Origin of the sequence: Neisseria dentiae (assembly GCF_014055005.1) — a bacterium.
In the GTDB taxonomy this organism is placed as follows: domain Bacteria; phylum Pseudomonadota; class Gammaproteobacteria; order Burkholderiales; family Neisseriaceae; genus Neisseria; species Neisseria dentiae.
Genome location: NZ_CP059570.1, coordinates 796,154 through 817,831, shown reverse-complemented (window position 1 = coordinate 817,831; position 21,678 = coordinate 796,154). Strand labels below are relative to the sequence as shown.

The following is a 21,678-nucleotide window of genomic DNA, read 5'->3' as shown; positions in this document are numbered from 1 at the left end:
CGCACGTACTTTTCTTTAAGTTGGTTAACCATATCCCCGCAGCCGTTTGTCGCATTCGCTCCCTCTTGATAAAAAACACTTGCCTAAACAATAGTTCATAGCTATATTCCAAAGCGTTTGTTTTGTTAACAAATGTACTGTTTTGTTATGCTGCGGCCGTTTCCCAGCCGCCTGCGCTTTTATTTCCAAAGGATGAAAGGACACATTATGCAGAAACCGTTATTCAAACTGACTGCGCTGGCCGCGCTTGTTTTAGGGCTGGCGGCTTGCGGCTCCGAGAACAAATCAGGCGGTTCCGCCGACAGCGGCGGCAACGCTACCCTCGTTTATTGCTCGGAAGGCAGCCCCAGCGGTTTCGACCCCGGCCAATACACCGACGGCGCCACTTTCGATGCTTCCGCCCACACTCTCTACAACGGCCTGGTTGAATTCAAAATCGGCACCACCGACATCGAACCGGCGCTGGCCGAAAAATGGGATGTTTCCGAAGACGGCAAAACCTATACCTTCCATCTTCGCAAAGGCGTGAAATTCCACACCACCGAATATTTCACCCCCACCCGCGACTTCAATGCCGACGACGTTGTGTTCACCTTCCAGCGCATGCTGAACAAAGACTTCCCCTACAACAAAGCCTATCCCGCCGAATTTCCCTATGCCGCCGATATGGGCCTGACCGAAGACGTGGCATCGGTTGAAAAAGTGGACGACGCCACCGTTAAAATCACCCTGAAAAACATCAACGCCCCCTTCCTGCAAAACTTGGGCATGCCCTTTGCCTACATTCTTTCCGCCGAATACGCCGCCCAACTGGAAAAAGCGGGCAAAGCGGCCGACATCAACACCAAACCTATCGGCACCGGCCCGTTTGTGTTGAAGTCTTACCAGAAAGACCAACAGATCCGCTATGCGAAAAACCCCGAATATTGGAACAAAGACAACGTGAAAATCGACAACCTGATTTTCGCCATCACCAAAGATTCCGGCGTGCGCGCGCAGAAAGTGGAAGCGGGCGAATGCAGCCTGTCGCGCTATAACAAAGTGGCCGAAGTGGAAGCCGCCAAAAAATCCGGCAAAGTAAACGTGGAATCGCGCGAAGGCTACAACACCGGCTATCTGGCCTTTAACACGCGCGAGGGCAAATTGGGTGCCGACCCGAAAGTGCGCGAAGCGCTGGATTTGGCCATCGATAAAGACGCCATCATCAAAGCCGTGTTCGCCGGCACCGGAAAACGTGCCGCCGGCCTGCTGCCGCCGAGCCAATGGGGCGTGGACACCAACCTCAAACCCTCGGCCTATGATCCCGAAAAAGCCAAAGCGCTGCTGAAAGAAGCCGGTGCGGAAAACAAAGAAATCGCCCTGTGGTATATGCCGGTCCAACGCCCGTATAACCCCAACGCCAAACTGATGGCCGAAATGATCCAGGCCGACTGGGCCAAAGTGGGCATCAAAGCCAAACTCGTTACCTACGAATGGGGCGAATATCTCAGCCGCGGTAAAAAAGGCGAAGCCGACAGCATGCTGATCGGTTGGACCGGCGACAACGGCGACCCCGACAACTGGTTCGGCAACCTCTTCAGCTGTGCGGCGGTAGGCGGCAGCAACTACGGCGGGTTCTGCGATAAAGAGTTCGACAAAACCGTAGCCGAAGGCCGCGCCATCACCGACAAAGAAAAACGCACCGCCATCTATATGCAGTCGCAAAAACTGCTGGCCGAGAAAAAACCGGCCGTGTTTGTCGCCCACTCGATTACCGATGCGCTGTTGGCGAAAAACGTGAAAGGTTATGTGCTCGAGCCTTTGGGCAGCACCCGCTTTGAAGGCGTAAGCGTGGAATAAGCACGAAAAACACCGTTCGGCCTGCACCATAGGCCAAGCGGTGTTTTCTTTTCAGACGGCCTTTCGTGAAATGCCGGGCCGTCTGAAAAGAAAACACCCGAAAAAAGAAAATACCGAAACACCAACCCCAACCAAGAGCAACGCCGATGCTTTCTTATATTCTGCGACGTATTTTACTGATGATACCGATCTATATCGGTTTGACGATTTCCACCTTCACCCTGATACGGCTGGTGCCCGGCGACGTGGTTACCGTGATGATGGGCGAACGCAATGTCGATCCCGCCGTGCGCGAAGCCATGATGCAGCGGCTGGGTTTGGACAAACCGATTATCGTGCAATATTGGGATTATCTGACCAAAGTGCTCAGCGGCGATTTCGGCGAAACTTTCCGCACCCGCACACCGGTGCTGCAAGACTTCTTTTCCCACTTCGTTCCCACGCTTGAGCTGGCATTCTGCGCGATGGTGATTGCCACCGTGGCCGGCGTGTCGCTCGGCATCATCGCCGCCCTCAAGCGCGGCAGCTGGCTCGATTATCTGCTGATGAGCGGTGCGCTGGCCGGTTATTCGATGCCGATTTACCTGCTCGGCCCGATTCTCACCGGCATTTTCGCCCACTATTTGGGCTGGCTGCCGGTTTCGGGCGTAATCAACGTGATTAAATTCATCGACGTGCAGCCGGTGGGCGGATCATGGCTGTTGGGCGCGCTGTTGTCCGGCAACTCCGCCGCCCTGTGGGACGTCATCAAACACTTCATTTTGCCTTCCGTTGCGCTTTCCACCATTCCGCTGGCGATGATCGCCCGCATGACGCGCTCGGCCATGCTCGAAGTGTTGGGCGAAGATTATGTGCGCACCGCCAAAGCCAAAGGCTTGTCGCCCGCCCGCATCATCTTCGTTCACGTTTTGCGCAACACCATGATTACCGTGGTTACCGTGGTCGGCCTGCAAATGGCCACGCTGATGGCCGGTGCGATTCTCACCGAAACCATCTTCAGCTGGCCGGGTGTGGGCACCTGGCTGCTCGACGGCTTCTTCAGCCGCGATTACCCCATCGTGCAAAACGGTATTTTGCTGGTAGCCACCATGCTGATGTTTATCAGCCTGCTGGTCGATATCACCTACGGGCTGATTAACCCGCGCATCCGCCACGCCTGACCATAGCGGATTAAATTTAACTGCGTTGACTCGCCTCGCTGTGCTGCTTGTACTGTTCGATTTAAATTTAATCCGCCACAACAACCAATAAGAAAGATAGCTATGTCTCCGCAAACCACTTCCACCGCTGCTGCCGCGCAGGTTACGCCGCCCTCCGAATGGCAGCAGTTTGTTTCCGCATTCTTAAAAAACAAAGGCGCAACGGCCGGGCTGCTGATTCTGCTTCTGATGGTGCTCTCCTCCGCGCTGGCACCGTGGATCGCCCCTTATGATCCCAATATCCTGCACTCCGGCAAAGAACAGCTTCCGCCCATGCTCTTCGGCGGCACTTCCGAATTTATTTTCGGCACCGACGATGCGGGCCGCGATACTTTGTCGCGCATTCTGCACGGCAGCCGCTATTCGCTGCTGATCGGCCTGGCCGCCACCCTCACCGCCATGGTGTGCGGCGTGGTGTTGGGCCTGATGGCGGCATTTTGGCCGAAAACGCTGGGCAAAATCATCATGCTCGGCAACGATATTCTGATGTCTTACCCCGGCCTGCTGCTGGCGATTATTATCGCCGCCATTCTCGGCCCCTCAATGACCAACACCGTACTGGCGATTTCGCTGGTGTGTATGCCGCCGTTTATCCGCATCACCCGCGCCACCGCGCTGGTGGAATTGCAAAAAGACTACGTTACCGCCGCCCGCGTAATGGGCGCCGGCCTGCCGCGCCTGATGCTGATTACCGTGCTGCCCAACTGCATGGGGCCGCTGATAGTGCAGGCCACCATGATTTTTTCCACCGCCATTCTCGAAGCGGGCGCCATCGGCTTTTTGGGCTTGGGCGTGCAGCCGCCTTCGGCCGAATGGGGCGCGATGCTGGGCAATGCGCGGCAATATATCCAAAGCAATGTGTGGATGGCCGTGTTCCCCGGCTTGGCGATTTTCATCGCCGCCTTGTCGATTAACCTTACGGGCGACGGCCTGCGCGACGCGCTCGATCCGAAACTGAAACAGGTGTCGTGATGGAAGCGAAACAACCTTTATTAACCATCGAAAACCTGCAAGTGGTTTTCGGGCAGGGCGCGCGCGCTTTCCGCGCGGTCGATTCGGTGAGCCTCGAAGTATCGTCGGGCGAAGTGCTGGCGGTGGTGGGCGAATCCGGCTCCGGCAAATCGGTGTCGATGATGGCGCTGATGGGGCTGCTGCCCAATACCGCCGCCATAAAAGCCAGCAAAATGCTGTTCGACGGCAAAGATATGCTGAAACTTTCCGCCAAAGAAAAGCGCAAGATCATCGGCAAAGATATTTCAATGATTTTCCAAGACGCCATGACCAGCCTCAACCCCAGCTTCACCATCGAAATGCAGATTACCGAAGTGCTCAAGGCGCATTTGGGGCTGAAAGGCGCGGCGGCCAGAGCGCGGGCGGTCGAGCTGCTCGAACTGGTGGAAATCCCCGATGCCAAAGGCCGTCTGAAAGCCTATCCGCACCAATTGTCGGGCGGCATGAGCCAGCGCGTGATGATTGCGATGGCGCTGGCCTGCGAGCCGAAGCTGCTGATTGCCGACGAGCCGACCACCGCGCTCGATGTTACCGTGCAGGCGCAAATCATGGATCTGCTCCACCGCCTGCAACAAGAGCGCAAGATGGCGATGATTCTGATTACCCACGATTTGGGCTTGGTGGCGCAACACGCCGAGCATGTGGCGGTGATGTATGCCGGCCAAGTGGTCGAGCAAAGCAGCGTGCCGCATATATTCGACACCCCCGCCCATCCTTACACCGAAGCCTTATTGCAGTCGATTCCCGAGTTTTCGCAGGGGAAAGGCCGTCTGAAATCGCTGCCGGGCGTAGTGCCCAGCCAATACGACCGCCCGGCCGGCTGTCTGCTCTTGCCGCGCTGCCCCTATGCCCGCGAAGCCTGCCAAACCCCGCCGCCCGTGTTAAAAAGCCGCTACGGTAAAGTACGCTGCATCAGCAGCAGCCTAACCGAACTGCAAGCCAAGGGAGCCGCCTGATGAGTGAAGTAAAAACCGTTGAAGCAAAAACCGTTTTGGAAGCCCGCGATTTAGCCCGCCACTATCCGGTCGGCGGCGGCTTGGGCAAAGAGAAAAAAGTGGTGAAAGCCCTAAACGGCGTATCGTTCGAGCTTCGGGCAGGCAAAACGCTGGCGGTGGTGGGCGAATCCGGCTGCGGCAAATCCACGCTGGCCCGCCAGCTCACCCTGATTGAAACGCCCACTTCCGGCAGCCTGGCCATCAACGGCTCCGAAACCGCCAACTTGGGTTCAGGCCGTCTGAAAGCAATGCGCACCGAAATCCAAATGGTGTTCCAAAACCCGTATGCCAGCCTGAATCCGCGCCAAACCATCGCCTTCCAACTGATGGAACCGCTCGCCATCCACACCAAACTGAGCAAAAAAGAGCGTTACGAGCGGGCGGTGGAAATGATGAAAACCGTCGGCCTGCGACCCGAGCATTCCTCGCGCTATCCGCATATGTTTTCAGGCGGCCAGCGCCAGCGCATCGCCCTTGCCCGCGCCATGATGCTCAACCCCAAAATCGTGGTGGCCGACGAGCCGACTTCGGCGCTCGACGTTTCCATTCAGGCGCAGGTGCTCAACCTGTTTATGGATTTGCAGGAGCAATACGGCACGGCTTATGTGTTTATCTCGCATAATTTATCGGTGGTCGAGCATGTGGCCGACGACATCATGGTGATGTATCTTGGCCGCGTGGTGGAACACGGCAACAGCGAAACCGTATTCGCCAAGCCGTTGCACCCCTATACCCAGGCGCTGCTTTCCGCCGCACCAAGCTTGAAAGAGCAGAAAGTGCAGCTCAAACTCGCCGGCGAACTACCCAGCCCGCTCAATCCGCCTAGCGGCTGCGCCCTACACCAGCGCTGCCCGCACGCCCAAGCTCGCTGCGCGCAGGAAGTGCCCGAACTGCGCGAATGGCAGGGGCGCAAAGTGGCCTGTTTGCGGCTGGAAGAAATCGCCGCCTGAGGTTTCCCACCAATAACAATGAGGCCGTCTGAAAGTTTCAGACGGCCTAAATAAATTTTGCAAAGGTCTCAAACCTTCATTGCAGATTCAAACCGTTAAAGCGGATCAACTTAATAAAAAGTACATACGTCATACAAAAAACCGGCCTACCCCAGCGATTTTACCGCCTGCTCCACCAAATCAGGCGTGAGTTTGTTCAAACAATCGGTGTGCCCCAACGGGCATTCGCGTTTGAAACAGGGCGAGCAGTCCAAATTCAGGCTCACAATGGCGGCGCGTTCGCTTAACGGCGGTGTGTGGTCGGCGCTGGACGAGCCGTACACCGCCACCAGTTTGCGCCCCAGCGCGGCCGCAAGATGCATCAGTCCGCTGTCGTTGCAGACCACGGTTTCGGCGCAGGCCAATAAATCGATGGCTTCCGAAAGGCTGGTTTTGCCGCACAGATTCACGCAAAGGCCGTCTGAAAGTGTGTTGATTTCTTCTGCAATATCAAAATCTTTCTGCGAGCCGAACAGCCAAATTTGGCGGCCTTGCGCGGCATGGCGGCGGGCCAGTTCGGCGAAGTGGCGCGCGGGCCAGCGTTTAGCAGGGCCGTATTCCGCGCCCGGGCAGAACGCCGAAACGGGCTTGACGGTATCCAAACCGTGTTTGGCCAGCGTGGCCTGCTGGCTCTCTGCATTGATTTTAAACTGCGGATTGCCGGAATGGCCGTTGAATGCGGCTTGGGAGGGATAGGCCAGCGCGGTATAGCGGTCAACCATCAGCGGCAGCGCGGCCTTATCGAGTTTGCGGATGTCGTTGAGCAGCAGATAGCGCGATTCGCCCACATAGCCCGTGCGCTGTTTGATGCCGGTGGCCGCCGCAATCAGAGCTGATTTAAGCGAGCCGGGCAGCACGATAACCTGATCGTACCCGCGCCGCCCCAACTGCCGCCCCGTCTGCCAGCGTTTTTTCAGCTCCAGCGCACCGTGGCCGAACGGGTTTTCGATGATTTCGTTAATTTCGGGCATACGCTCGAACACGGCCATCGACCATTTGGGGGCGAACACGTCGATGATGGCGCCGGGGTGCAGCTCGTGCAGGCGGCGGTAGAGCGGCTGCGTCATCACGCAGTCGCCTATCCAGCTGGGGGAAATAATCAGGATTTTTTTCGGCATGGTTATCGGTGTGGTTCGGTGTTTTGAATATGGCGCGTATTGTACTGCAAAGCCGTGCCTTTGCCTTATATCAAAAGGCCGTCTGAAAAAACACGCCCGCCGTTTGCGGCGGTTTTATAATGGGCGGCGTAATTAAATTTCACAGAGAACTTACGCCATGAAACAATATACTCTAGACCCCCAAGCCCTTATCGGCGGCGTAATCGCCGAAGACAACGACCAACAGCTCGTGCAGCTTTCGCTGCAACGCGACAACGAAATTCCCGTTTACGAAACCGACGCCATCGTGCTGCTGATTGTGCTCAACGGCAGCGCGCAAATCACCACCGAAAAAGAAACCATCGACACCCGCGGGCTTCAGGTGGTGCGTTTGGAACCGCACGAGGCCCACAGCATCCGCGCGCTCGAAAACCACACCAACATTCTGGTGGTGAAACAACTCACGCATGAATTGGTGTTCAGCAAAAAACTGCGTTTCGGCAGCTGCTGCCTGTAAACGGAGACCTTTGCAAAACCGTCAGATACGGATGCAGTTCAAGGCGTAGCAGCGCAGCGAGCGCAGACATATCAAATACAAGGCTAAGCGAGCGGGCAGTACCCTAAAGGGCATAAGCGCACAACGCAGAAATGCGCCGCAGATGGCGGTTTTGCAAAGGTCTCAAACGGCAAAAGGCCGTCTGAAAAACATATTTCAGACGGCCTCGTTTGATAACGGTTTATTTCGCTTCTTTATCGGCTTTCAGCAAAATCGCATACAGTTGGTCTTTCAGATGCAGCTTCTGTTTTTTCAGCTCTTCGATTTCGTTCAAGCCGCCGGTTACCGGGTTATTGGTTAAGCCGGTGATTTTGTCGTCCAGCTCGTTATGCTCGTCAAACAAACGGGCGAAGTGGGCATCTTCTTGTTTTAATTTAGAAATCAAATCGCGGTATTCGGGGAACATTTCGTTTTCCTCTTAACATACAAATTAAAAAACAAGCAATTTCTTGCTTACCTGAGTTCCACTACATTTTATAACAAAGCAGCCTTGCTTATCCAGCCCATTTTCTGATTGCGCCCCGCCCTGCCGCAACCCTGCCACAGAGTGGACGTTTCCCGCAGCCGCGCATACAATCCCCCCCACTCCCCACACAGGAAACCGCCATGAACCACGCCATTGCCACCCTATTGAACCACCGCACCTACCGCCATTTCAAAACCGGCCTCACCCTGCCGCCGGAACACCTGCAAACCATTATTAACTGCGCCCGCCAAGCCCCTTCGTGGATGAACGGCCAGCACTACACCATCATCAACATCACCTCGCCCGAATTGCGCGCGCAAATCACCGCCCTGCAACCGGCCAACCCGCAAATCGGCACATGCAGCACCTATCTGGTTTTCGTGGCCGACCTGCACCGCGCCGGCTTGTGCAGCCGCGCCTATAACGGCACGTTCAGCGCCGCAGGCGAACCCGACAGCCTGATTACCGCCGTTACCGACACCGCCCTGGCCGCCCAAAACGCCGCAGTGGCCGCCGAAAGCCTGGGTTACGCCACCTGCTACACCGGCGGCATCCGCAACATCGCCGCCGAGTTGGTTGCCCTGCTCGGTCTGCCCGAAAACACCTTCCCCGTTTTCGGACTCTGCATCGGCACGCCCGATATCGAAATGCAGCTCAAACCGCGTCTGCCCGAAAACACCGTTTACGCCGAAAACCGCTATCCCGAAGAACAAACCCTTTCAGACGGCCTCGAGCAATACGAACGCACCATGACCGCTTTCGGCGAAGCGCGCGAAAAATTCCCCTACCGCGAAAAATTCGCCCGCTACTACAGCAGCACCTACGCCCCTAAAAATATCCCCCTGCTGCAAACGCAAGGCTGGCTGACCAAAACTACGTAAAAAATGATGTACAATAAAATATACTAAATAGATTGCCATAAATGAATATTAAACTTTCTCAATTCTGAGCGCTGTTTCAAATCATTTCAGACGGCCTCAAAGCCTGATTCCGGTAAGTAACCGAAATCAGGCTTTTCTACACCAATAGTCCGGTTGAGTATTTTTGCCATCATCTTGCTGTCGGACCATTGCGACAGTGAGAAGACTCTCTGGTATTTTTCCATTACATAGCAACAAGCCTTTTCTACCGCGCTTTGGCCTTTAAACCCAACAGCTTCGTAATTCTTGCCGCTTTCTTCTTGTTCCACGATGAAGCTATAGCGATACGCCGGTAGTCGCAGCGATCTTTATTCCATTTATATAATTTGGGGCTTAGGAAGCAAAATTAGCCCAAGGGTCGATTTCGCAGTATTTTAAGCAAGACTTTATACAGATCATCATGCCTGTGATTGAAGCGAAATTCGGTTTCCTTTAAGTGTAAATAAAAAGTCTGTTTCGGTACACCGTTAAATTTAACCAAGCGGTTTTTAGCATAACCCCAAAACGATTCGATGCCGTTAATGTGTTGCACACCCCGGGCAAACTCGTCTGCACCATGATGTACCCTGAAGTGTTTCTCATAGCCCATATCGACCAAACCGTGATAGCCGCGCCAGCCGTCGGTATTGATGACTTTCAACAGCAACCCGCCCTCGAATAACCTGTTGCAGTGTAGCTTTCGAGGTATCCGGCACGATTTCGGTATAGACTTTGTCGTCCCGTTTTAAGATGCCGAAAACAATGGTTTTGCCTCCCGCTCCTCGCCCGCGTTTACCGCGAATGCGTTTGGAGCCGAAGTAGGATTCGTCCAGTTCGACCACACCGGCAAAGGGAGTTTGCCGTTCACATTCAGCGGCCATACGGCAACGCAGTTTGAGAAACAGATTATTGACACTTCGGGTACTGATGCCGGTGAGTCTGGCGGTATCGGAAGCGGTCAAATCAAGTGCGAAAAGCGCAGGATTTGGCGGAATTTTGATTCGGTAATATTTGCTGAACTTTTGGTACTTGTTTTTAATAGGTATATCAGAAGCTTATCATCATTTTTGCTGATTTTGCTCCCTAAGCCCCATAATTTTTGCATGACTGCTTTGTCGGCTTCGCCTTTGTCCGGACGGTTCAAATTGTCGTAGAAACTGTTTTGGGTAGCAGAGCAATGTGTAAAAGGTGTTTCAAGTAATGGCCATCCCTCAGCTTTTGGGTGTTTTTGCTTTTTCGCAGTTCATTGACTGCTAAAGGAGTGGTTACTTTGTATTTTATTCAGCCTACGAGTATCCGATCGCTTCAATGCTACCTTTTTATAGACGGCAATCCCACGTCGGAACTGAATTCGAGAGATATTGAAAAGATGGGCAGTGCGCTGTTGGCTTTTGAGTACGTTACTGCCCGACGACTTAGTATTGAAGCGGGGGCTATATTTATTTGTCCATTAAGAAAAACTGCACCTTGGTTGGGTTGGAATTTGCCCAACTTTTTGTGGAGATGCAGCCAAAATATTTTCAAACGGCCTAGGGTCTGTCGACATTCAAGTTTTCAGTGTATCCTATCCTCATGACCAGATATATTCTTACCGATGCACAGTGGGCAAAAATTGAGCCTTTATGCCAAGGAAAAGTTGGCGATGCCGGCCGAACCGCTGTCGATAACCGATTATTTATAGAAGCCATACTATGGATTATCCGTACCGGCAGTCCTTGGCGCGATCTGCCCGAAGAGTTCGGTAATTGGAAAAGTATCCACAAACGCTACCGCAGATGGGTCTTGGCCGACCGTTTTCATGATATTTTTGAAGAACTGAACCGTGATCTCGATATGGAGTATGTCATGATTGACGGCACAATTGTCAAAGTTCACCGCCACGGTCAGGGTGCAAAAGGGGGACTCTAAATCAGGCCATCGGCCAATCCAAAGGCGGGATGACGACCAAGATTTTGGCTATGGTGGATGCTTTGGGAAACCTGATTGACTTCAAACTGATGCCTGGTCAGCGCAATGACATTTGCGGCGTAGAACCGCTGATTAAAGAAAAGGAATTTGATGCTTTATTGGCGGATAAAGCCTTTGATGCCGACTGGCTGGTCGAAGAGTTGACCGAAAGGGGGAGTAAGGTGGTTATTCCGCTGCGTAACAACCGCAAATTGCAGCGGGAACACGACAAGATGATGTATTGCTGGCGACATTTGATTGAGAACTTTTTTTGCAAACTCAAAGAATTCAAAAAGATTGCGATGCGCGCAGAAAAAACCGACCAATCTTTTGCTGCCAATATTTACCTTGCTGCTGCCGTATTGAAATTAAGGTAAACTTGAATGTCGACAGACCCTAGGCGGATTTCACCCCCGGGCCGTTTGAAACACTGCGCCGCGGTCAGTAAACATCGCGCTGGTAGCGTTTCTCTTCGCGCAAATCGTTCAGATAATCTTCGGCATCGTCGCGGCTGAGTTTGCCTTGCGCGGCGATGATGTCCAAGAGCGTGTTTTCCACGTCGCGCGCCATGCGGGTGGCATCGCCGCACACATAAATATGCGCGCCCTGTTGCAGCCAGGCCCACACTTCGGCGGCGTTTTCGGCCAGCTTGTGCTGCACATACACTTTTTCTTTGCCCTGCCTGCTCCACGCCAGATCGGCGCGTGTGAGCAGGCCGGATTTGCGGTATTGCAGCCATTCGGCCTGATAGAGGAAATCGTCGGTAAAGCGCTGGTTGCCGAACACCAACCAGTTTTTGCCGCCGCTGCCGTCGGCTTCGCGCTGCTGCATAAAGGCGCGGAACGGGGCGATGCCGGTGCCTGCGCCTATCATAATCACGGGCGCGTCGCCGTTTTCGGGCAGGCGGAAATGCGGGTTGGGTTCGACAAACACGCGCACGCTGCCGCCTTCTTCGAGCTGCGCGCCGATAAAGCCCGAGGCGGCGCCGGTGTAGGTGTTGCCGTGGTGTTCGTAGCGCACCATGCCCACGGTGAGGTGCACTTCATCGCCCACTTCGTCTTGCGCCGAGGCGATGGAATACAGGCGCGGGGTTTGGGCGCGGAACAGGCCGAACAGGGTTTGCGCGTCGAGCGGGTGTGGAAACGCGGCCAACACGCCCACGGGCGGCGTGGCGGCAAGATAGGTGTCGAGCGCTTCGGGGTTTTCAACCGTGCGCTGCAATTCTTCGCTGTCGCTCAAAACGGCATACTGCTGCACAAATGCGGGGGTGTTTTGGGTGATGTCGGCGTGTTCGGTCAAGGCCGTTTGGATATCGGTTTCGCCGCCGTCGGCCAGCACCACGGTTTCGCTGCCGCTCAAGCCGGTTAAGGCCAGAATTTCCGCCACCAGCCCGGGCGCATTGAGCGGCCAGATGCCCAGTGCGTCGCCGGTTTGGTAGCGGATGCCGGAGCCGGTTAAGTCGATTTCGATATGTTCCACATCTTTTTCGGCATTGCGGGCGGTGATTTTCTGGCGCACGGAAAGTGTGGCGGTGAAAGGCTGCTCTTTGCTGTAAAGCTGTGCGGCGGGCGCGGCGGCGGCTTTGGGGCCGTCTGAAACCGGCGCGGCGGCCTGCGCGCACAGTTCGGCCACTTTGGCGGCGGTGGTTTCAATCCACGCAGCCGCTGCCGCCTGAAAATCCAGATCGCATTCGCCGAACGCGCTCAAACGGGTGGCGCCCAGCTCGGCCAGCCTGCCGTCGAAATCTTTGCCGGCCTGGCAGAACTTCGGATAAGAAGAATCGCCCAAGCCCAACACGGCAAAGCTCAGTTTGCTCAGATCAGGGGCTTTTTTGCCGAACAGCAGCTTGTAGAGCGGCACGGCTTCTTCGGGCGGCTCGCCCTCGCCCTGGGTGGACGTTACCATCAAAACAATATCTTCTTCGGGCAGCGTTTTGCTCTTGAAATCGGCCGCCGCCACCAACCGCGCGTTCACGCCTGCCGATTCGAGTTTCACCAGCAGATCGGCGGCCACGCGGCGGGCGTTGCCGGTTTGCGAGGCCGACAGCACGGTAACGCGGCGCGGCGCGGCGGCAGGTGCGGCGGCGGTTTCGGCCGGGCCGGCAAAGGCCGCTTGAACGGCATTGCCCTGCTGGCTTTGCGCCCAACAATAACCCGACAGCCACGCCAACTGGGTGGGCGAAAGTGCGGCTAACTGGGCGGGAAGTTCGGGAGGCAGCGGATTGGCTTGGCTCATGCAAAGGTTTCCTTTTTTTATTGTTTGATGCCGCTGCGAAAAAGTGAGCGGCGTTTTTTTTAGGGCGTGTCGGCAGAAAGCTTGCGAAGCGGTTTTTTGAGGAAAAATCCGCAGATGCAAGGCAAAAAGCGCAGCAAGATTGAACATCTTGCGAGCAGTTTTAACGCCGCAGATGCGGGTTTTAACCAAAAATACCGCCGCAATCTTTCCGGCGGCACGCCCTAAGCCGCCACACTTTAAACAGGCCGTCTGAAAAAAGGAAAGAATGGTTTGTTTTAACAAAATGCGTTTTCGTTATATCGGCGCTTGGTGCGGTTTTGGTTATAAACACATGAAAAAACGGTATTTCGTGCGGCACAGACGAATGGTTATATTGCGCAAACCAAAACTACCAACCCGGAATCAAGCACCATGAAGATCAAATCACTATTAGCCGCCCTGCCCCTCGCCCTCGCCTTGGCCGCCTGCGGCGGCAACGGCGGCGCCGAATCGTCGGCCGCCTCTTCCGGCGGCGGCAGCGCGTCTAAAATCAGCATCTTAAACGTATCCTACGACCCTACCCGCGAGCTTTACCGCGAATACAACGCCACCTTCCAACAGCATTGGAAACAGAAAACCGGCCAAGAGCTTGAAATCAAACAGTCTAACGGCGGCTCGGGCAAACAGTCGCTGATGGTGCAAAACGGCCTGAAAGCCGACGTGGTTACCCTTGCGCTGGCAGGCGACATCGATTCGCTCAACAACGGCGGCAAAAAGCTGATCAACCCAAACTGGCAGAAAGCCCTGCCCGACAACAGCACGCCCTACACCTCCACCATCGTGTTTCTGGTGCGCAAGGGCAACCCCAAAAACATTAAAGACTGGGGCGACTTGGTAAAAGGCGATGTGCAGGTGATTACCCCCAACCCCAAAACCTCGGGCGGCGCGCGCTGGAACTTTCTTGCCGCCTGGGCCTACGCCGCCAAACAGCCCAACGCCACCGACGAAACCGCCAAGCAGTTTGTGGCCGAACTCTTCAAGCGCGTGCCCGTGATGGACCCCGGCGCCCGCGCCTCCACCATTTCGTTCACCCAGCGCAACCTCGGCGACGTGCTGTTGGCGTGGGAAAACGAAGCCTATCTGGCCGTGCAGGAATCACCCGACCAGTTTGAAATCGTTACCCCCTCCGTTTCGATGCTGTGCGAACCTTCGGTGGCCGTGGTCGACAGCGTGGCCGATGCACGCGGCACGCGCGAAGTGGCCACCGAATACCTGAAACAGCTCTACACCGAAGATTCGCAGCGCATGATTGCCAAATATTTCTACCGCCCGTCCAACCCGAAAATCCAAGCCGAATTCAAAGACCGCTTCCCCGCGCTCGATTTGGTGAAAATCAACGATGCTTTCGGCGGCTGGCATCAGGCACACCAACGCTTCTTCGCCGACGGCGCGCTGTTTGACCAGATTTACAAGCCGCAGAAATAAACGTTTTTATGCAAACAGGCCGTCTGAAACCCTTCAGACGGCCTGAGATTTGCAAAATTTCTTTTAACATCTTCAAACCTCTGCGTCATGCTCGGGCTTGACCCGAACATCTTTTGTTTCAAAAGAAATAACAGATACTCGGGTCAAGCCCGAGTATGACGGAAAATATTCAGGCCGTCTGAAAATATTGTTTTCAGACGGCCTGCTATTGCCGCCGGCATTCCGGCAAACAACCAACCCGATATAACGAAAACATCTTAAATTAAAACCAACCATTCTTTCCCTTTTTCAGACGGCCTCATTAAAGTGGCGCCTGAAAATCCGTATTCCGTACAAGAGAAAAACATGTCTATCCAAAACCACCACCTCGACTGGCTGGAAGCCGAATCCATCTACATCATCCGCGAAGTGATCGCAGAAGCCAAAAACCCCGCGCTGCTGTTTTCGGGCGGCAAAGATTCCGTGGTATTGCTGGCGCTGGCGGTAAAAGCCTTCCAAATCGAAGGCCGGCCACTGAAGCTGCCGTTCAAACTGCTGCACGTCGACACCGGCCACAACTACCCCGAAGTGATTGCGTTCCGCGACCAAACCGTAGCGCGCACCGGCGTGCAGTTGGTGGTGGGCCATGTTGAAGACTCCATCAAACGCGGCACGGTGGTGCTGCGCCGCGAAACCGATTCGCGCAACGCCGCCCAAGCCATCACACTGGTGGAAACCATCGAAGAACAAGGCTTCGACGCGCTGATGGGCGGCGCGCGCCGCGACGAAGAAAAAGCCCGCGCCAAAGAGCGCATTTTCTCGTTCCGCGACGAATTCGGCCAATGGGATCCGAAAAACCAGCGCCCCGAACTCTGGAGCCTCTACAACACCCGCCTGTTCCCCGGCGAAAACATGCGCGTGTTCCCGATTTCCAACTGGACGGAATTGGACATTTGGCAATACATCGCCCGCGAAAACCTCGCGCTGCCGCCGATTTACTACGCCCATGAGCGCGAAGTGGTGGAACGCGGCGGCCTGCTCGTTCCCGTTACCCCGCTCACGCCCAAGCGCGAAGGCGACGTTTCCGAAATCCGCAGCGTGCGCTTCCGCACTGTGGGCGACATTTCGTGCACCTGCCCCGTGGCCAGCACCGCCGCCAACGCCGAAGAAATCATCGCCGAAACCGCCGCCGCCACCATTTCCGAGCGCAGCGCCACCCGTATGGACGACCGTGTTTCGGAAGCAGCGATGGAAGAGCGCAAAAAGCAGGGTTATTTTTAACAGCAGATTAAAAAAACCTACGTCATACCCGGGCTTGGCCCGGGTATCTTTATTGCTTCATAAGAAACAGCAGATACCCGGGTCAAGCCCGGGTATGACGAAAATGTTTTAAATCTGCCGATAACTTTCCCAAACAGCAGGCCGAGGCCTTTGCAAAAAAACCAATTCGAACCTGAAAACGTTTGTGTCTCGTCATTCCCGCGCAGCGGGCTTGAAAAGCTAATGACGGTAATTGGATATTTCAGATGGCCTAAACAACTTGCAAAGATCTCAAGCCGTCTGAAAACATTTTTCAGACGGCCTGCCCTTTCGCCCCGCCCTTCACCCAACCCCGCGATTTTCTTTGAAAAATGCTACAATACGCAGTTCCATTTTTCAGACGGCCTCAAGCAGACATGAGCAACAACGACACCATCCGCATCCGCGGCGCCCGCACCCACAATTTGAAAAACATCGACCTCGACATCCCCCGCCACAAACTCGTGGTGGTAACCGGCCTGTCGGGCAGCGGCAAATCGAGCCTGGCCTTCGACACCCTTTATGCCGAAGGCCAGCGCCGCTATGTGGAAAGCCTTTCGGCCTATGCGCGCCAGTTTTTGCAGATGATGGACAAACCCGACGTCGACCTTATCGAGGGCCTCTCGCCCGCCATTTCCATCGAGCAGAAATCCACCAGCCACAACCCGCGCTCCACCGTCGGCACCGTAACCGAAATCCACGATTATTTGCGCCTCTTGTATGCCCGCGTCGGCACGCCTTATTGCCCCGAGCACAACCTGCCTTTGGCGAGCCAAACCGTGTCGCAGATGGTGGATGCCGTGCTGAAACTGCCGGAAGACAGCCGCGTGATGATTCTCGCCCCCGCCGTGCGCGAGCGCAAAGGCGAGTTTGTCGAATTTTTCGCCGACTTGCAGGCGCAGGGCTTTGCCCGCGTGCGCGTGGACGGCGAAGTCTATCAGCTCGACGAAGTGCCGAAGCTGGAAAAAAACATCAAACACAATATCGACGTGGTGATCGATCGCGTTAAGGTCAAAGCCGACATCAAACAGCGCTTGGCCGAAAGCTTCGAAACCGCCCTGCGCCACGGCGGCGAGCGCGCGCTGGCCTTGGAAATGGACAGCGGCGAAGAACACTGGTTTTCCGCCCAATTCGCCTGCCCCGTCTGCTCATACAGCCTGCCCGAGCTGGAGCCGCGCCTGTTTTCCTTCAACAACCCCGTCGGCGCCTGCCCCACCTGCGACGGCTTGGGCAATATGAATTTTTTCGACCCCGAACGCGTGGTGCTGCACCCCGAATTGTCGCTGGCCGCCGGCGCGATTAAGGGCTGGGACAAGCGCAACCAGTTTTATTTCCAAATGATTCAGTCGCTGGCCGTCCATTACGGCTTCGACGTGGATACGCCGTTTGAAAGCCTGTCTGAAAAAGTGAAAAAAGTGGTGCTGCACGGCTCGGGCAAAGAAGTGATCGACTTCCGCTACCTTTCCGAAAAAGGCACCACCTTCAACCGCAGCCACGCCTTCGAAGGTATTATCCCCAACCTCGAGCGCCGTTTCCGCGAAACCGATTCCGCCACCGTGCGCGAAGAGCTGCTGCAATACCAAAGCCACAAAGCCTGCCCGAGCTGCGGCGGCGCGCGCCTGCGCAAAGAAGCGCGCTATGTTTATGTGGGCAAACAGCCGCTGCACGAGCTTTCCGCCTGGCCGCTCACCAAAACCCACGAATTCTTTGAACAACTCGATTTGGAAGGCAACAAAAAACAGATTGCCGAAAAAATCCTCAAAGAAATCACCGAGCGCTTGGGCTTTCTGATTAACGTCGGCCTCGACTACCTCAACCTCGCCCGCTCCGCCGAAACCCTCTCCGGCGGCGAAGCCCAGCGCATCCGGCTCGCCAGCCAAATCGGCAGCGGTTTAACCGGCGTGATGTATGTGCTCGACGAACCCTCCATCGGCCTGCACCAGCGCGACAACGACCGCCTGCTGGCCACCCTCAAACGCCTGCGCGACTTGGGCAACAGCGTGATTGTGGTCGAACACGACGAAGACGCCATCCGCGAAGCCGATTTCGTCATCGACATGGGCCCCGGCGCCGGCGAACACGGCGGCACCGTGCTGGTTGCCGACACCCCCGCCAAAGTCGCCGCCTGCAAAGAATCCGTTACCGGCCAATACCTTAGCGGCAAAAAGAAAATCGAAGTACCCTCTGTTAGAACGCCCGTTAACCCCGAAAGAATGCTGGTATTAAAAGGCGCACGCGGCAACAACCTGAAAAACGTTACTTTAGAATTACCGCTCGGCCTGATTACCTGCATCACCGGCGTTTCAGGCAGCGGCAAATCCACCCTGATTAACGACACCCTCGCCAAAATCACCGCGCGCGAACTCAACCGTGCCCATGAAGAACCCGCCCCGTATGACGACATCACAGGCTTGGAACATTTAGATAAAGTCATCAACGTTGACCAATCCCCCATCGGCCGCACCCCGCGCTCCAACCCCGCCACCTACACCGGCCTGTTCACGCCCATCCGCGAACTCTTCGCTGGCGTCCCCCTATCGCGCGAACGCGGCTACAACGTCGGCCGCTTCTCGTTTAACGTCAAAGGCGGCCGCTGCGAAGCCTGCCAAGGCGACGGCGTGATTAAAGTGGAAATGCACTTCCTGCCCGACGTATACGTCCCCTGCGAAGTCTGCCACGGCAAACGCTACAACCGCGAAACGCTGGAAGTGCAATACAAAGGCAAAAACATCAGCCAAGTGCTGGATATGACCGTGGAAGAAGCCCGCCAATTCTTCGACGCCGTGCCCACCGTATCACGCAAACTGCAAACCCTGATGGACGTCGGCCTCGGTTACATCCGCCTCGGCCAATCCGCCACCACCCTCTCCGGCGGCGAAGCCCAACGCGTCAAACTCGCTTTGGAATTATCCAAACGCGACACCGGCCGCACCTTATATATTCTCGACGAACCCACCACAGGTTTACACTTCGCCGATATTGCCTTGTTATTAGAGGTAATAGGCCGTCTGAAAGGCAAAGGCAACTCGATTGTGATTATCGAGCATAATTTGGATGTGATTAAAACGGCAGATTATATTGTCGACTTAGGGCCGGAAGGCGGCGATGGAGGGGGGAGGATTATTGCTTCAGGTAGCCCTGAGCAGGTGGCGAAGGTTAAGGGGAGTTATACGGGGAAGTATTTGAAGGTGGTTTTGTAACTTATAGTTTTTTGCATAGAAAGGGTCAATTAATGAGTACCTTACATATTATAGTGGATTAAAATAAGAATGCCGAAGTAGGGTAAAACGATTCTTTAGCATATCGCCCAATTGCAAGTTTGAATGCAGTTATTTCATTTCGGAGTTTTTATTTGAATTCACTATAATCAGATTGCCAACAAGATGAAAGCACTATTTGAAGATAAACTTCAATTAGACGATATCTCTCCAACAGATAAAGAACGAGATGTAAAAATCTTATCAAGATGTTTAGCTGCATACGCCATATATTATTTTTCACAATGCTCTATTGAAGAAGCAGCACTATCTGTAGTGGATGCTGCAGATGATAATGGTATTGATGGTATTTACTATTCTGAAAAATTAAAAAAACTATTTATAGTTCAGTCTAAATGGAGCAAAAATGGCAAAGGAGAACCATCAAAAGGTGATTTATTAAAATTTAACCAAGGAATAAAAGATTTATTTGACTTAAATTTTGATAAATTTAATGACAAAATTAAACAACGAAGCTCAACAATTAGTTCTGCTTTTGATGCTTATGATACAAAATTTGAAATAATTTTAATTGATACTTATGAAAACCCAAGTCTGGTTAATAAAAATTTAAGACCAATTGAAGATTTCATTATAGAAATGAATAATAATGGCGATGATGATGCAGAAAGATTAATTAACTTTTCACGAATGAATCAAAGTGAAATCCATACATCGATAAGACAGGAAAATCAAGAACAATTAAATATAGAAATGGGATTATCAAACTGGGGGGTTATTTCAACTGATCTTGCTACCGATAATCAAGAGATATTCTCATGTAAAGCATACTATGGAAGTATTTCTGCAAATGAAATTTCAGATTGGTGGATTAAATTTAAGGATAAAATTTTTGAAAAAAATATTAGAAAGGTATTAGGTAGAACTGATGTAAATGAGGAGATTGAAAACACCCTTAAAGATAATCCTGATCTATTTTGGTATTTAAATAATGGCATAACGGTTATTGCTGATAAAATTTCAAAAACGGCAGTTGGGGGAAACTCTAGAGATATTGGTACATTCAAATTAGAAAATTTTTCAGTAATTAATGGGGCACAAACTATTAGTAGTATTGGTAGATTTAAAGAGTTTCACCCCGATCACGACTTAAGCTGTGTATCTATCAATATTAGAATTATTGAAATTTCAGATAACCTACATTTTGCTAAATTAATTACAAGGGCTAATAATAGACAAAATCGTATTGATGGTATGGATTTTGCATCTCAAGATCCTGAACAACTACGCATTAAAAATGAACTTATCCTTGAAGATGTTGAATATAGTATTATGCGTTCAGATACATTTAAATCAACTGATAAATCATTTAACTTACAGGAAGCAACAGTTAGCTTGGCATCAATAAATAAAAATGTTGTTTTAGCTGTTCAGGTTAAAAGTGCTATAGGTAAATTTTTTGAAAATCTAGAAAGAGGAATTTACAAGGAAATATTTAATCCAAATATCAGCGGATACTATGTTTATAATTCCGTTCTATTCAATAGGGCAGTTAGTAAAATATTAACTAACAAAACAAATAATATAAAAAAGAAAACTGGCAAACTTTACGGCATTCTTGTTCATGGAAACAGGATGATTGCACATCTTCTAGCTAAAAAAATGAATATTCACAACCACTTATCTTCAAATAATTTTAACATTGATGAAATGACTCTAGAAGCTGAAGCTACAAAATTGATTTCAGATATTAATGATTTTATTGAAGAAAATTATCCTGATAATTTTTTAGCAACTTTTTTCAAAAACAGTACCAAATGCAAACATTTAGTTGACGAAATGTTGAGCAAGCCGTAGCCTGCACACCCAACCGACCGCGTGCGTGGCTACGCCACACACCCTTGTATGTTGAAACCAATGTACCATAGCAATCAAACAGGTTATCTGCCTCTGTACACGCCCTTGATTAACCGTGTTTGATGTTGCTGACTGACGAGTCGGTAACACAGTTGCTTGCATGACCGGGCATCCGATTACGGCGGCTGGATCAACACCTACCGTCGCTTCATCCGTTGGTGCAACAAAGGCATTTGGACGAAACTAGTGCTCATCCTTTCGGGAGAACAAGATATGGAGTGTTTGATGATTGATGTCACTCATATCTAAATTCATCCCTATGCGGCGGGGCCAAAGTTGGCCGATAAGGCCTATTATGCTGATACGATCAGGAATTTGACGGTTTCTTTGGAAATGGACGCTGTTATTCCCCCAAAGATTAACCGTAAGGAGCAGCTGTTTTTTTGACCGCTATCTGTACCGTTACCGTCACTCGGTAGAAAACTGCTTTTTGGATTTTAAACATTGGCGGAGCATTGTCTCGCGTTATGTTAAGAGATTAGCTTCATTTGCTGCGGCAATAGAAATCCAGATTATTACGATACTATCTAGGGTTTTCTACAGCTCAGACGTGCTATACCGGACGAAT

General features: G+C 52.9%; 16 protein-coding genes and 2 pseudogenes. 12 read left to right on the top strand and 6 right to left on the bottom strand.

Annotated features, from left to right (window positions below):
- Positions 1 to 207: 207 nt before the first annotated feature.
- From H3L92_RS03870 to H3L92_RS03850, 5 genes are all read left to right on the top strand, one after another.
- The gene (locus tag H3L92_RS03870; protein WP_085365509.1) at positions 208 to 1,839 is read left to right on the top strand and encodes an ABC transporter substrate-binding protein; all 1,632 of its coding nucleotides are present in this window, start codon (positions 208 to 210) and stop codon (positions 1,837 to 1,839) included.
- Positions 1,840 to 1,985: 146 nt separating this feature from the next.
- The gene (locus H3L92_RS03865) at positions 1,986 to 2,999 is read left to right on the top strand and encodes an ABC transporter permease (RefSeq protein ID WP_085365508.1); all 1,014 of its coding nucleotides are present in this window, start codon (positions 1,986 to 1,988) and stop codon (positions 2,997 to 2,999) included.
- A gap of 102 nt (positions 3,000 to 3,101) precedes the next feature.
- Positions 3,102 to 4,010: an ABC transporter permease gene (locus H3L92_RS03860; protein WP_085365507.1), complete on the top strand. Its 909-nt coding sequence runs from the start codon at positions 3,102 to 3,104 to the stop codon at positions 4,008 to 4,010.
- The gene (locus H3L92_RS03855) at positions 4,010 to 5,005 is read left to right on the top strand and encodes an ABC transporter ATP-binding protein (protein WP_085365506.1); all 996 of its coding nucleotides are present in this window, start codon (positions 4,010 to 4,012) and stop codon (positions 5,003 to 5,005) included. Before H3L92_RS03860 ends, H3L92_RS03855 begins: the two co-directional genes overlap by 1 nt.
- Positions 5,005 to 5,994: a peptide ABC transporter ATP-binding protein gene (locus tag H3L92_RS03850; RefSeq protein WP_085365505.1), complete on the top strand. Its 990-nt coding sequence runs from the start codon at positions 5,005 to 5,007 to the stop codon at positions 5,992 to 5,994. Before H3L92_RS03855 ends, H3L92_RS03850 begins: the two co-directional genes overlap by 1 nt.
- 146 nt (positions 5,995 to 6,140) lie before the next feature.
- Here the strand turns inward: H3L92_RS03850 and waaF are convergent, their stop codons facing one another.
- On the bottom strand, positions 6,141 to 7,151 hold the full coding sequence (gene waaF / locus H3L92_RS03845) for a lipopolysaccharide heptosyltransferase II (protein ID WP_085365504.1): 1,011 nt from the start codon (positions 7,149 to 7,151) through the stop codon (positions 6,141 to 6,143).
- 157 nt (positions 7,152 to 7,308) lie between these two features.
- Between waaF and H3L92_RS03840 the strand changes: the two genes are divergently transcribed.
- Entirely contained in the window at positions 7,309 to 7,647 is a 339-nt protein-coding gene (locus H3L92_RS03840) for a cupin domain-containing protein (protein WP_085365503.1), read from the top strand.
- Here H3L92_RS03840 and H3L92_RS13185 read toward each other — a convergent pair.
- Together H3L92_RS13185 and H3L92_RS03835 are read right to left on the bottom strand one after the other, a co-directional pair.
- A pseudogene (locus tag H3L92_RS13185) lies at positions 7,610 to 7,804 on the bottom strand (lipoprotein signal peptidase). The gene H3L92_RS03840 and the pseudogene H3L92_RS13185 overlap by 38 nt on opposite strands.
- 63 nt (positions 7,805 to 7,867) lie before the next feature.
- Entirely contained in the window at positions 7,868 to 8,092 is a 225-nt protein-coding gene (locus H3L92_RS03835; protein ID WP_085365502.1) for an HP1242/YdcH family protein, read from the bottom strand.
- A 200-nt stretch (positions 8,093 to 8,292) separates the two neighbouring features.
- Between H3L92_RS03835 and H3L92_RS03830 the strand changes: the two genes are divergently transcribed.
- Entirely contained in the window at positions 8,293 to 9,033 is a 741-nt protein-coding gene (locus H3L92_RS03830; protein WP_085365501.1) for a nitroreductase family protein, read from the top strand.
- Positions 9,034 to 9,119: 86 nt separating this feature from the next.
- Here H3L92_RS03830 and H3L92_RS03825 read toward each other — a convergent pair whose 3' ends face one another.
- On the bottom strand, positions 9,120 to 9,341 hold the full coding sequence (locus H3L92_RS03825; protein ID WP_143824321.1) for a hypothetical protein: 222 nt from the start codon (positions 9,339 to 9,341) through the stop codon (positions 9,120 to 9,122).
- A 77-nt stretch (positions 9,342 to 9,418) separates the two neighbouring features.
- Positions 9,419 to 10,097, bottom strand: a pseudogene (locus tag H3L92_RS03820) (IS1595 family transposase).
- A gap of 526 nt (positions 10,098 to 10,623) precedes the next feature.
- Between H3L92_RS03820 and H3L92_RS03815 the strand changes: the two are divergent.
- Positions 10,624 to 11,375 (top strand): IS5 family transposase gene (locus tag H3L92_RS03815; protein WP_115336360.1). Its coding sequence is split into 2 segments (ribosomal slippage): positions 10,624 to 10,957 and positions 10,957 to 11,375, totalling 753 coding nucleotides; the frame shifts between segments, so codons are not numbered across the junction.
- 64 nt (positions 11,376 to 11,439) lie between these two features.
- On the opposite strand, the gene H3L92_RS03810 is transcribed toward H3L92_RS03815, so the two are convergent.
- On the bottom strand, positions 11,440 to 13,233 hold the full coding sequence (locus tag H3L92_RS03810) for an assimilatory sulfite reductase (NADPH) flavoprotein subunit (protein WP_085366328.1): 1,794 nt from the start codon (positions 13,231 to 13,233) through the stop codon (positions 11,440 to 11,442).
- 411 nt (positions 13,234 to 13,644) lie between these two features.
- Between H3L92_RS03810 and H3L92_RS03805 the strand changes: the two genes are divergently transcribed.
- From H3L92_RS03805 to H3L92_RS03790, 4 genes are all read left to right on the top strand, one after another.
- On the top strand, positions 13,645 to 14,697 hold the full coding sequence (locus tag H3L92_RS03805; RefSeq protein ID WP_085366327.1) for a sulfate ABC transporter substrate-binding protein: 1,053 nt from the start codon (positions 13,645 to 13,647) through the stop codon (positions 14,695 to 14,697).
- A 345-nt stretch (positions 14,698 to 15,042) separates the two neighbouring features.
- Entirely contained in the window at positions 15,043 to 15,957 is a 915-nt protein-coding gene (gene cysD / locus H3L92_RS03800; RefSeq protein ID WP_085366326.1) for a sulfate adenylyltransferase subunit CysD, read from the top strand.
- A 350-nt stretch (positions 15,958 to 16,307) separates the two neighbouring features.
- Complete coding sequence (gene uvrA / locus H3L92_RS03795) at positions 16,308 to 19,175, top strand: excinuclease ABC subunit UvrA (RefSeq protein WP_085366325.1); 2,868 nt, start codon at positions 16,308 to 16,310, stop codon at positions 19,173 to 19,175.
- A gap of 183 nt (positions 19,176 to 19,358) precedes the next feature.
- Complete coding sequence (locus H3L92_RS03790) at positions 19,359 to 21,050, top strand: AIPR family protein (RefSeq protein WP_085366324.1); 1,692 nt, start codon at positions 19,359 to 19,361, stop codon at positions 21,048 to 21,050.
- Positions 21,051 to 21,678: the final 628 nt, after the last annotated feature.